General features: G+C 73.9%; 11 protein-coding genes. 3 read left to right on the forward strand and 8 right to left on the reverse strand.

Features of this window, described 5'->3' with window-relative positions; genetic code table 11:
• Positions 1-115 precede the first annotated feature (115 nt).
• Together ACFVYK_RS07025 and ACFVYK_RS07030 are read right to left on the reverse strand one after the other, a co-directional pair.
• A complete protein-coding gene (locus tag ACFVYK_RS07025) occupies positions 116-961 on the reverse strand; it encodes a YhjD/YihY/BrkB family envelope integrity protein (RefSeq protein ID WP_389769560.1) in 846 nt (281 codons plus the stop codon).
• A 364-nt stretch (positions 962-1325) separates the two neighbouring features.
• A complete protein-coding gene (locus ACFVYK_RS07030) occupies positions 1326-2693 on the reverse strand; it encodes a hypothetical protein (protein ID WP_389769563.1) in 1368 nt (455 codons plus the stop codon).
• Between the two features lie 226 nt (positions 2694-2919).
• Here ACFVYK_RS07030 and ACFVYK_RS07035 point away from each other — a divergent pair, with 226 nt between their 5' ends.
• Positions 2920-3342 (forward strand): DUF6325 family protein, encoded by a 423-nt coding sequence (locus ACFVYK_RS07035; protein WP_389769655.1) that lies wholly within the window; start codon positions 2920-2922, stop codon positions 3340-3342.
• 241 nt (positions 3343-3583) lie between these two features.
• Here the strand turns inward: ACFVYK_RS07035 and ACFVYK_RS07040 are convergent, their stop codons facing one another.
• The 3 genes from ACFVYK_RS07040 to ACFVYK_RS07050 form a co-directional block, all read right to left on the reverse strand.
• Positions 3584-3955, reverse strand: coding sequence for a hypothetical protein (locus ACFVYK_RS07040; protein WP_389769565.1), 372 nt, complete (start codon positions 3953-3955; stop codon positions 3584-3586).
• Between the two features lie 241 nt (positions 3956-4196).
• A complete protein-coding gene (locus ACFVYK_RS07045; protein WP_389769568.1) occupies positions 4197-4712 on the reverse strand; it encodes a gluconokinase in 516 nt (171 codons plus the stop codon).
• A 247-nt stretch (positions 4713-4959) separates the two neighbouring features.
• The gene (locus tag ACFVYK_RS07050) at positions 4960-5385 is read right to left on the reverse strand and encodes a hypothetical protein (protein WP_389769571.1); all 426 of its coding nucleotides are present in this window, start codon (positions 5383-5385) and stop codon (positions 4960-4962) included.
• Between the two features lie 165 nt (positions 5386-5550).
• Here ACFVYK_RS07050 and ACFVYK_RS07055 point away from each other — a divergent pair, with 165 nt between their 5' ends.
• A complete protein-coding gene (locus ACFVYK_RS07055) occupies positions 5551-5829 on the forward strand; it encodes an SHOCT domain-containing protein (RefSeq protein ID WP_389769574.1) in 279 nt (92 codons plus the stop codon).
• 134 nt (positions 5830-5963) lie between these two features.
• Positions 5964-6815, forward strand: coding sequence for an SAM-dependent methyltransferase (locus tag ACFVYK_RS07060; protein WP_389769577.1), 852 nt, complete (start codon positions 5964-5966; stop codon positions 6813-6815).
• A 79-nt stretch (positions 6816-6894) separates the two neighbouring features.
• Here the strand turns inward: ACFVYK_RS07060 and ACFVYK_RS07065 are convergent, their stop codons facing one another.
• From ACFVYK_RS07065 to ACFVYK_RS07075, 3 genes are all read right to left on the reverse strand, one after another.
• Positions 6895-7776: a PaaX family transcriptional regulator C-terminal domain-containing protein gene (locus tag ACFVYK_RS07065; RefSeq protein WP_389769579.1), complete on the reverse strand. Its 882-nt coding sequence runs from the start codon at positions 7774-7776 to the stop codon at positions 6895-6897.
• Positions 7777-7848: 72 nt separating this feature from the next.
• The gene (locus ACFVYK_RS07070) at positions 7849-9201 is read right to left on the reverse strand and encodes an MFS transporter (protein WP_389769582.1); all 1353 of its coding nucleotides are present in this window, start codon (positions 9199-9201) and stop codon (positions 7849-7851) included.
• A gap of 239 nt (positions 9202-9440) precedes the next feature.
• The gene (locus ACFVYK_RS07075; RefSeq protein WP_389769585.1) at positions 9441-11858 is read right to left on the reverse strand and encodes a SpoIIE family protein phosphatase; all 2418 of its coding nucleotides are present in this window, start codon (positions 11856-11858) and stop codon (positions 9441-9443) included.
• Positions 11859-12046 lie beyond the last annotated feature (188 nt).

The following is a 12046-nucleotide window of genomic DNA, read 5'->3' on the forward strand; positions in this document are numbered from 1 at the left end:
CGCGGGGTGCGGGGGGACGCGGGGCTGATGCGGGTGGAGATGCGGGGTGCGGGTGCGGGCATGCTGCTCTGCGATGCCGTGCGGCGACCGGTGAGTTCGCGCGCAGCCCGTGAGCTCACGCGCCCCGAGGCGGCCGAGGACGGGTAGGCCGCTGTCCGGCATCCAACGTATCGCCGGCGGCGGGAGGCGGCGACCCGGGTCCGCCCAGGCGCCGGGCCACCGCGGGTTCACGGGCGACGACCGCGCCGACGGTGATGCACAGCGCCATCGTCACGCACAGCGCGATGAGCCAGGACAGCAGGGTGAAGACGGCGCCCAGCGAGCCGTACCGGGCGAGGCTGTGGTTGAGAGCCCTGGGCACGTACAGGTGCGCGAGCGAGGTGAGGACGCTCAGGGCGGCGCCGGCGAGCAGCGCGCCCGGCAGCAGCGGCAGCCACGGCACGCGCGAGGTCAGCAACAGATGCTGCGTCCACCACCACAGTGCGGTCTCGGCGATCAGCAGCAGCGGCAGCCCCAGCCAGAGGCCGAGACCGAAGCCGTCCCGGAGCACGCCCTGCACCGCGATCATGACCAGCCACGCGGGGATCCACACGATCCAGCGCCAGGCGACGGTCCGCGCACCCGCCTTCGGCAGGCTCCAGGCCCGCTGGCAGAGCCGTTGCATGGCGCGGCTGCAGGCGGTGGCCGAGACCAGCACCATCAACGCGCCGACCACGCCGGTGGTCTGGCGCAGCTCGGACGTGTCGCCCTCGAAGACCTGCTCCAGCTGCTGCCTTGCGCTTCCGGTGAGCCCGAAGACCTCGCTCACGGAGTCGACGAACTGTTCGCGCAGCGCCTGCGGCGCGACGGCCGCCGCCACGAAGATCAGCGGCACGGCGGTGAGGAACGTCTGGGCGGCCAGGCGCGTCGCGGAGTCCAGCACGTTGACCGAGATCAGATGCGTCACGAGATGGGTGATCACCGGGAAGCGGGTCTCGGCCCGGGTCCGCAGTCCGCGCGCCCGCGCCCCGGCTGCCGCACCCCGAGCCCGCCACCGCGCGCGGCGCGACGGGGGCGCCGGGCGGTCCCGTCGTGGTCCTGCGCCAGGCCGCATGCTGCCAGCGTGCCCGGCCCCGTCCCTTCCGGCCCGTGGCGGGGGCCCGGCGGGGGCCGAACGGGTGAGGGCGACGGCTTCACCGCCGCACCCGTGTCCCGTAGGGGGCCGCGTCCCGAAGGGGCCCGCGTCCCGTAGGAGCCCGCGTCCCGCAGGGGTCCGCGTCCCGCAGGGGTCCGCGTCCCGCAGGGGTCCGCGTCCGGTAGGGGTCCGTGTCCCGTTCGGGCCCGCGTCACGCCGGGCCCGTGCCCCGTTCGGGCGTGTCCGACGCCGGCCCGGTGTCCAGGAACTCGCGGAGGGCGAAGGAGGCCAGCACGATCACCGCCGTCCAGAGCACCACCGCCATGGTCGGGTAGCTCCAGGTGAACAGGACGATCGCGGCCACCGCCAGGATCGCCGCCCCGATCCACCCCTTGAAGCGGTGCACGTACCGACCCACCGCGCCCAGGCGCAGCCCCGCCGAGGCGGCCACGTCCCGCCCGGCGCCGATGCCCTTGCCGCAGAAGTGCCGGACGAACACGGCGGGCCGCGAGGGGCCGACGAGGAACGCGCCGAGTGCCGTGACCAGGGCCAGCGCCCCGAGGGCCCGGATGCTGGAGCGCAGGAACCGCACCAACGCGTCGTAGACGGCGCCCGCGGCGCCCGCGTTCGCCCCGGGCGGCAGGTGGTCGAGGTACACCGCGCGGAAGACGGCGAGGACCACGCCCAGCAGCACCATGGCGAGGAACACCCCGATCGCGGCCCCGATCAGCGCCCGCCGCCGGTGGACGGCCAGGAACACGCCCGCGGCGGCGATCAGCACCACGATGACGGGCAGCCAGTTGCCGACGATCTGCAGCACCCGGAGATACGACTTGATCTTGCCGACGTCCTTGCCCTCGACCACGACGAAGTCCGTGTGCACGTCCGGGATCTTCGCCGCCGCCGCGAGTCCCGAGTCGACGAGCCGTTGCTTGACCTGGGCCACGACGGGCGCCACGTCGATGGCGACCTGGCCGTTCTTCACCTGCACCGCGCCGCCGCCCGACCCGGTGAGCGCCTTGTCGACGGCGCTGTGGGCGCGGCGGTTGGCGTTCGTCCAGATCTTCTCGAAGGCGGGCCCGGAGACGACCCGCATCACCGTGCTGCTCACCAGCTCCTTCAGCCCGCTGTCGATGGGACCGCTCAGGTTCTTGATGAGCCCCGCGGCCCGCGGCGGCACGCCCTTCTGCGACGCGGCCCGGCTCAGCTCCGCGACCAGCGCGTCCACGTCGATCTGCCGGAGCACGACGTCGGTGACGCGGGTGGTGACGGCCTGCTGGACGTCGGGGTCGGAGGCCAGCGGCCCCACGGTCGCCACATAGCGGTCGGTGTCGCGGACGATGCTGTTCGCCCAGACCGCGACCACGGCGAGCAGCGACAGCAAGGAGGCCACGACGATCAGCACGACCGATCCCAGCGCCCGCATCCGGTGCTTCGGCGCGTGCCGGGACTTCTCCAACTCGCCGAGCCGAAGCCGGAGTTCCCTGAGCTCGTCGGCCTGCCGAGCGAGCCTGACTTCCTCGGCGGAACCCCCGTAGGGGTCCTCCGGCGGGGGCGGGGACGCGTCGCTGCCAGTCATGCCTTCGAGGAGATGCCCGGTGAGAGGGACCAGCCAGCGGGGAGGTCCGGTCGGGTGAACGGGCACCGGGTGCGCGGGCCACTGCCGGGTGATGCAATGGCACTCAGGGGGCCGCCGCATGAGCACCGCCGGAGGCGAGACCGTGAGCGAGAACAGCGATCTGACGGCACAGTCCAGCCGGTCCGAGCCGAGCGCACCGGGCGGGACGGACGAGCCGTTCGACGAGATGGGACCCGTCGACTACGTGGTGGTGGAGTTCCCCGGCAACCGTATGACGGGTGAGGGCTTCCCGCTGCTGGTCGACCTGGTGGACCGCGGCATCATCCGGATCCTGGACCTGACGTTCGTCAGGAAGGAGGCGGACGGCTCCGTGACCGCCCTGGAGATCGCCGATCTCACCGGCGACGGCCGCCTCGACCTCGCCGTCTTCGAAGGCGCGCAGTCCGGTCTGCTCGGCCGGGACGACCTGGAGGAGGCCGCCGCGGCCGTCGAACCCGGCAACTCCGCCGCGCTGCTGATCTACGAGAACCTGTGGGCCGCGCCCTTCGCCGCCGCCCTGCGCCGCGGCGGCGCCCAGCTGGTGGCCTCCGGGCGACTGCCCGTCCAGGCGCTCCTCGCCTCGCTGGAGGCGGCCGAAGCCGCTTCCTGAACCTTCCTGAACCGCGCTTCCCCGGCCCCTGCCCCGCCCCGGCCTCGGGGCCGGGCGGGGGCCGGTTCGGCCTCGGGGCCGGGCGGGGGCCGGGTCGGCCTCGGGACCGGGCGGCGGCCGGGTCGGCCTCGGGACCGGGCGGCGGCCGGGTCGGCCTCGGGACCGGGAAGGGGCCGGGTCGGCCTCGGGACCGGGAAGGGGCCGGGTCGGCCTGGGGGCCGGGCAGGGGCGGGGGCGGGGGTCAGCCGCCTCCGCCGACGACGGAGAAGCTCAGCCACGGCGACTGGCCGGGCGTGAACTCGACGGGCAGCTGCGTCCCGAGGTAGAAGCTCTCTCCGCCGGTGCGGCCGCTCTGGTTCTTGCCGGCCTTCGTCAGGACGCAGTCCTTGTTGGCGTAGAGCCGGATGTCGTCGACGGTCTCGTTGCGCACGCTGCGGGCGCCGCCCGGCAGGCGGTGGCATCCGCCGTCGTGCGGGCTCTGCAGCTGCACGAGCCGTCCGGCCGGGGTCGTGTAGTGGAGGGTGCCCAGGGCGGAACCACCGGAACAGCCGGCGACGGCGAGCAGGAGAGCGACGGCTCCGGCCCGCCGGACGGCGCGACTACGACAGATCATGGCGACGGGTCCTCGTCTGTGGGGGAGGCCGGCGAGACGCCTGGGGCCTCTTCGCCCCAGGCTGCCGGGAGCTGCGGCCGTCGGCATCCGGGACGGGACCGGTCGACTGACGACGGATCGGCCGACGACGGACCGCGGACGTCAGTTCCGCGCCCCAGGCGCGCGGCCGGACCGTACCCTCCACCGCGGCCCAGGCGCGCGGTGGGGGGTGCGGCTGGGCGTGCGGTGGGGGGCCGGGCGGTCACGCGGTCCGCTCGTCGCCGAAGCGGGCGACGGCGGCGCGGGCCAGGGCGAGCGTGGTCCCGGGGTCCCCGGCGGCGTCGACCGTGGCGCCCGGCTCGTCCGGTTCCAGCGGCTCCAGGTCGTCGAACTGCGAGTCGACCAGCGCGGCCGGCATGAAATGCCCGGTGCGAGCCGCGACGCGGCGGCGAGCGGTGTCCCGGTCCAGGACCAGGTGCAGGAACCGGACGTCGGGCGCCGCCGCCCGAAGGACCTCGCGGTAGCGGCGCTTGAGTGCCGAGCAGGCCACGACGAGCCCTTGGCCGGACCCGGCGGCCGCGTGGACGCGCTCGGCCAGCAGGCGCAGCCAGGGCTCGCGGTCCGCGTCGGTGAGGGGGTGCCCGGCGCGCATCTTGGCGACGTCGGCGGCGGGGTGGACCGCGTCACCCTCCAGGAAGGGCGTTCCGAGTCCCTCGGCGACGGCCGCGCCCACGGTGGACTTGCCGCACCCCGACACCCCGACCACCACGACGATCACCCGGGCACCCCCTCACCCTGTCCCTGCCCCGCTCCCTTTCCCCATGCCTTTTTCGGCGCCTTTTTTCGGCGCCTTTTTCGATGCCTATTTCAATGTCGTGCCTTTTCCGGTGCCGGAATGCGCGCCGGACACGAGTGCGCGCGAAAGGAACAGGGGGGTGTCGTGTCGGACGGTTCCGCGGAACGGGTTCCGGCCGCACCGAGAGGTGCGGCCGGGGCCGAACGGCGCAGTGCCCGCGGGCCGGAGGTCAGACCGTGCGATCCCTTCGCGGGCCGACGCACAGCGCCCAGATCACGAATCCGTCGATGACCATCAGCGTGATGGCCCAGAACGGATACCAGGGCAGCCAGACGAAATTGGCGATCAGATTCAGACCCACCACGGCGACGCCGACGACGCGGGCCCACATGGCCCCGGTGAACAGGGCCATCCCCGCCAGCACCACGACGATGCCGAGGGAGAGATGCAGCCAGCCCCAACTGGTCAGACTCCACTGGAACGTGAAATTCCGGGTGGAGACGAATACGTCGTCCTTGGCGATGGCGGATATTCCCTCGAATATCGCCAGGACGCCGCCGAACATCATCATGATCGCGGCGAATACCGTCCAGCCGGACACCTCGCCCATTCCCCGGGCGGCGGTCCGGTGCGTTCCCGTGCTCTGTGTGGCCATGATGCGGGCTCCTTCAACTGGGCCTCAGCGCCGGGACGAACGCCCGGGCGTGGACACGACTCCAGCCTGCCACCAGTCGCCCTGATCGGCAGATCGGGCGGGAAATCGCGCTCCACCGCGGGCGGTGGTCCAATGGAATGGCATCCGAACGAAAGGGGATGGGCCATGCCCGGTCTTCTTCGCGGAGTCGCCCGCACCGCGGTCGTCGCGGGTACGGCGACCGCCGTCTCCAACCGTGTGTCGCGCCGTCAGCAGGGACGCTGGGCGGCTCAGGAGGGCTATCACGAACCCGCGCCGGCCTCGGAGCAGCCGCAGGCCGCTCCGCCGCGCTCCGACGACCTGGGCGACACGATCGAGCAGCTCAAGCAGCTCGGCGAGCTGAGGAAGCAGGGGTTGCTCACCGAGGTCGAGTTCGCGGAACAGAAGCGCCGGCTGCTGGGCTGAGCGCAGAGGGGCAACTGCCGCGGCACGGCCCGTGGTTGGACGTCGATGAAGGCATGTCAGGATGATGGCCCGACAGTCACTCATCACGGTTCATCCGGCGGCGGGACGCGAAGTCCAGGGCGGAGCCAGGCAGCATGACCTCTCCTCGCGGCGGCGACGCCGGCAGCGGCAGCGGCGGCAGCGGCAGCGGCGGCGGCACCTCACCGCTGATCGACACGAGCAGGCCCCACCCCGCGCGGATGTACGACTACTTCCTCGGCGGCAAGGACAACTACGAGGTCGACCAGGAGGCCGCCGAGAGGTTCATCAAGGCCGCCCCGGAGGTCCGGCTGGCCGTCCGGGCGAACCGGCGGTTCATGCACCGGGCCGTGCGGCACGTCGTCGGCGAGGGCGGCGTCCGGCAGATCCTCGACATCGGCACGGGTCTGCCGACCGAGCCCAACGTGCACCAGACGGCGCGCGCCATCGCCCCCGGGACCCGCGTCGCCTACGTCGACAACGACCCGATCGTGAGCGCCCACGCGCGCAGCCTGTTGGACGACGACGACCACACCTCCGTCGTCCTGGCCGACCTGCGCGACCCCCGGGCCCTCCTCGACCATCCCGACGTGCGCAGGGTCATCGACTTCGACGAGCCGGTGGCCCTGCTGCTGGTGGCCGTGCTGCACTTCCTCACCGAGGAGGAGAACCCGGACGCCGTCGTCGCCACCCTGCTCGACGCGCTGCCGCCCGGTTCGCACCTCGTGCTGTCCCACGCGACACTCGACGTCCACGACAAGGCCCGCGAGGACGCGGTGAACGTCTACAAGAACGCCACCGCCACCATGAACCCCCGCGGCCACGCCCGCGTCCTGAGCTTCTTCGGCGATCTCGCCCTGGCCGAGCCGGGCCTGGTGCTCGTCCCGGACTGGCGCCCCGACGAGCCCCCGCAGCACGACGCCCCGCCGATCGGCATGTACGGCGGCGTGGCCCGCAAGACCCGCTGATCGCCGACCGCCCCGGCCCCTCCCCCCGTCGGCGCAGGGGCTTCGTCGGCGCAGGGGCTTCGTCGGCGCAGGGGCTTCGTCAGCGCAGGGGCGCCGTCTGCAGGGCCTCGGCGGCCAGGCGTTCCGCGGGGGCGGCCGTCTGTTCCGCCACCCGGCGGAAGGTGTCCTGGGCGGGGCGGGCCGGCCACTCCGGGGGGAGGTGGCGGGCGGGGAGCCGGGGGTCCGTGCGGATCGTCCAGAGCCATTCGCTGACCAGGCGCAGGCGGGTGCCGATCGGGTCGTCGCCCGGCCCGGCGTTCAGATGGGCCGTCCAGCGCTTGTCGAAGGAGACGTAGCGGGCGGCGATGCTCTCCAGGTCCCAGGTCTCGCGGATCATGAGGCCGATGTCGACCGCCGGGTCGGCGGAGGCGTGGAAGATCTTGACGTGGTCGCGCAGCCCGAGTTCGGCGACGACGGCGGCGACGTCCACCCGGCCGGGCGCGATCCACAGCCCGCTGTACAGCGCGCCGAACCCGGACCAGGCGAGCCGTGAGCGCAGGTCGTGGCGCTCGCGCTGGCGGGACTCGGGGAGCGAGAAGCCCAGCAGCGTCCAGTCGCCGTCCCAGTCGTCGTTGACCGCCCCCTTCCGCCAGATGCGGGTGCGGCCGTCCCGCAGGACGTGGGTGGCCTGCTCGGTGAGGCCGAAGTACATCCGGCGGCCCTCGCGCTGGCGCCGCAGCAGGCCCCGGCTGACCATGCGGGTCAGGGTGGACCGCACGGCCTGCTCGCCCACGCCGACCCGGCCGAGCACGTCGATGATGCTGCCCGAGTACACGCACAAATCGCCCTGTTCGAGGACGTGGTTGCCGAAGAAGGCGAGCATCAGCGACTGCGGGCGCAGTTGCGGGGCGCCGTCCGAGGCGTCCGGGCTGTCGTGCGGAATGTCGTGCGGGATGTCGTGCGGGATGTCGTCGTCCTCCACGGGGGAAAGGGTACGACCGCCCGACGGCGGTGCGGTGGGCGGTCGTGGCACGTCAGCGGCCGTCGGGCGGGGTCATGCGGAGACCTCCTGGGTGCGGGCGGCGTCCGGGGCGGCGGAAGCGTCGGCGAGGGAGGCCCGGCTGGTCTCGCGCACGAACAGGACGGTCACGGCCGTGACGACGGCGCCGCCGCACAGCAGCAGCGCCACCGGGGCGCTGTCGCCGCTGCCGGCGACCAGGGCGCCGGCGATCATCGGGGAGAACCCGGCGCCGACGAGGGTCGCGCCCTGGTAGCCGAGCGAGGCGCCGGTGTAGCGGACCCTGGTGCCGAACATCTCGGTGAGCAGGGCGCCCAGCGGCCCGTACATCGTGGACTGGGCGACGCCGTGCCCGAGGACGACGGCGAGGATCAGCAGCCCCGGCGACTTCGAGTCGACCAGCGAGAGCACGGGGAAGGCGAGCGCGGCCGAGGCGATCGCTCCGGCGAGGACGACCGGGCGGCGGCCCACCCGGTCGGAGAGCGCCGAGGCGCAGGGCAGCACGACGAGCGCGACGCAGGCGGACACCGTGAGCGCGGTGAGCACCTGCGGGCGGGCGTAGCCGATGCCGGTGGCGTACGCGATCAGGTAGCTGGTCAGCAGCGACTGGGCGGTGAAGGCGCCGATGCCGACGCCGCAGGCCAGCAGGACGGGGCGGGGGCGGCGCAGCACGTCGAGGATCGGCAGCCGCGACTCGGCGCCGTCCTTCTTCACCTCGGCGAACAGCGGGCTCTCGACGACCTTGAGGCGGACGAAGAGTCCGACGCCGAGCAGCACCGCGCTCAGCAGGAACGGCACCCGCCAGCCCCAGGCGGCGAACTCGTCCTCGGGCAGGGCGACGACGAGCGTGACGACGGCCGTGGAGAGCAGGGAGCCGAGCGGGGCTCCCATCTGCGTGAAGCTGGACCACAGTCCGCGCCGCCGTTCGCCCGCGTGCTCGACGACCATGAGCGTGGCCCCGCCCCACTCGCCGCCGATGGCGACGCCCTGGACGACGCGCAGGGTGATCAGCAGCACCGGCGCCCACACGCCGATCGTGTCGTAGGTGGGCAGCAGCCCGACGAGGAAGCTCGCGCCGCCCATCAGGCCCATGGTGAGCAGCAGGGTCGACTTGCGGCCGAGCCGGTCGCCGAAGTGTCCGAAGAGGACGCCGCCCACCGGACGGGCGACATAGCCGGCGGCGAAGGTGCCGAACGCGGCGATGGTGCCGACGGCCGGGTCGGCGCCGGGGAAGAAGAGCTCGCCGAAGACGAGGGCGGCGACGGTTCCGTAGACGAGGAAGTCGTAGAACTCCACGGCGGTGCCGAGCAGTCCGGAGGCGGCGACCACGCGCAGCTGCCGGTTCCGTTCGGCGGTCGTGGACGGTGATGCGACGGGGGACGGGGGCATCGCGGTCTCCCTTGACCGGGGGAATGACACCGTGAAGTTAGGCCCTCAAGTAACCGCCGTCAATAAAGTGCACAACATTGAGCCCGGCCGCCCCCTCTCGGCCGTGACCCCGCCGGTCGTGACCCCCTCGGTCGGGCCCCCCGGTCGTGACCCCCTCGGCCGGGCCCCATCCGTCGGGCGCCATCTCCCGGACGGCGCGCGGCGGGACGGCGCGCGGGCGGGACGGCGCGCGGCGGGACTCAGAGCCACGAGCCCTCGGACGGCCCGTCGATGGTCTGCTCGGCCCAGATCGTCTTGCCCTTGTCGCCGGGACGCGTGCCCCAGCGCCGGCTCAGCTGGGCGACCAGGAGGAGACCGCGACCGCCCTCGTCGTAGGTGCGGGCCCGACGCATGTGCGGGGCCGTGCCGCCGCCGTCGGAGACCTCGCAGATGAGCCTCCGGTCATGGATCAGACGCAGCTGGACGGGCGGTTCGCCGTGCCGGATGGCGTTGGTGACCAGCTCGCTGACGATCAGCTCGGTGACGAAGGCGGCGTCGGTCAGGCCCCAGGCCTCCAGCCGGTCCACCGCCCGCTTGCGGGCCTCGGCGACCGCGGCCGGGTCGGACGCCACGTCCCAGGAGGCGATGCGGGAGGCGTCGAGGGCCCGGGTGCGGGCCGCCAGGAGCGCCACGTCGTCGGAGGGCAGCCGCGGAAGCAGGTCGGCGAGGACCGTGTCGCACACCGCGTCCAGCGAGGCGGCGGGAGCGGTCAGGGCCCGGCACAGCCGGGCGGCGCCTTCGTCGACGTCGCTGTCGCGCGAGCGGGAGTCGATCAGGCCGTCGGTGTACAGGGCGAGCAGGCTGCCCTCGGGCAGTTCGATCTCCAGCGACTCGAAGGGCAGCCCGCCCAGGCCGAGCGGCGGCCCGGCCGGCAGGGCCAGCAGTTCCACCTCGCCGTCCGGGCTCACCACCGCCGGCAGCGGATGACCCGCCCTGGCCAGGGTGCAGCGCCGGGCGACCGGGTCGTACACGGCGTACAGGCAGGTCGCCCCGACGTCCCCCGCGGTCTCCGGATCGCCCAGCGCGTCGGTCTCGGTGGCCAGCAGGCCGACGAGGTCGTCGAGGCGGGTGAGCAGTTCGTCGGGGGGCAGGTCGATGTCGGCGAGGGTGCGCACGGCCGTGCGCAGCCGCCCCATGGTCGCCGAGGCGTGGATGCCGTGCCCCACGACGTCGCCGACGACCAGCGCGACCCGGGCTCCGGACAGCGGGATGACGTCGAACCAGTCGCCGCCCACCCCGGCCCGCACGTCGGCCGGGAGATAGCGGGAGGCCACCTCCACCGCGGACTGCTCGGGCAGCCGCTGCGGCAGCAGGCTGCGCTGCAGGGCGACCGACGTCGCGCGTTCGCCCGTGTAGCGACGGGCGTTGTCGATGCAGACCGCGGCCCTGGCCGCCAGTTCCTCGGCGAGGACGAGGTCGTCCGCCTGGAAGGGGTCCGGGCGCCGGTGCCGGGCGAGGACGACGACCCCCAGCGTGGTGCCGCGCGCCGACAGGGGCACGGCCATCAGCGAGTGGAAGCCGTAGTCGCGGATGCGGGCGACGCGCAGCGGATCCCCGGCGAGCCACGCGGGCGCCGCGGCCCGGTCGATCCGGCGCCGCACGGCCCGCCCCGAGCGCAGGCACTCCACCGGCGGCGATCCCTCCGGGTACTCGTCCGTCTCGCCCAGGGCGAGGACGGCCTCGGGGGCGCCCGGCAGCACCGACTGGTGGGCGACGCGCCGCAGCAGCAGCGGGCCGCCGCCGGTCACGGGTTCCTCCCGGCCCTGCTCGAACGAGGTCAGCAGGTCCACGCTGAGGAAGTCGGCGAGGTCCGGCACGGCCACGTCCGCGAGCTCCTGCGCGGTCCGCGTCATGTCGAGCGTGCTGCCGATCCGGGTGCTGGCCTCCGCGATCAGCTGCAGGCGTTTGCGGGCCCAGTACTGCTCCGTCATGTCGTGCCCGGCGGCCGCCACGCCCAGCACCCGGCCCTCCGGGTCCTCCACCCGGTAGAGGTGGATCGACCAGGCGTGCTCACGGGCCTCGCCGGAGGCCCGCGCGTGGTTCTCCAGATACTGCGACTCACCGGTCTCCAGGGCCTGCCGCATCCGCCGCTCGACCTCCTGGGACAGCGGCGTGGGGAGCACGTCCGTCATCCGCAGCCCGCGCAGTTCGTCCTCGCCCAGGCCGAGCGCGGCCCGCGCGGCCCGGTTGGAGCGGCGGTAGCGCAGATCGGTGTCGAAGACGGAGGTCGCGCAGGACGGGGACCGCAGGAAGCCCCACCGCATGAGCGCGTCGTCCTCGGGCCGGGGCGGCCCGGACAGCGCGCTGACCAGCAGCCAGTCGCGGCCCCCGTCGGCCCCCGTGCGGTGGTGCGCGAGGACCCTGGCCGCCAGGCGGCGGCCGTCCCGGTGGCGCAGGGCGAGCGTGCCCTGCCACCTGGGCGGCCCGGCCGTGGGCCGCAGGTCCCGCGCGGCGGACTCCTCGGCGAGCAGCGTCACCGCCGGCCGGCCGAGGATCTCCTGCGGGGCGTATCCCAGCAACCGCGCGGCCCCGTCGTTCCAGCCGGTCACGGCTCCCTGTTCGTCGACGGTGACGCGCGCGGTGAGCGGCTCACCGACGACGTCCGATGCCTCACTCACTCACTCATCTCGCTCTCCCGCGCAAGCACGCATTTCGTATTATTCCCCCCACCTCCCGCCTCAAGCCCACCGCCCCCCACGGCCTGGAGGAGCGGGACGGCCCGTGCGGGGAGGGGCAAGGCGGCAGGGAAGCGGGGCACGAGAGAACGGGGACGCGGGCCCGGGAGCGGGACCGGGTCAGGGGCAGG

Source organism: Streptomyces sp. NPDC058291 (genome assembly GCF_042880855.1).
In the GTDB taxonomy this organism is placed as follows: Bacteria; Actinomycetota; Actinomycetes; order Streptomycetales; family Streptomycetaceae; genus Streptomyces.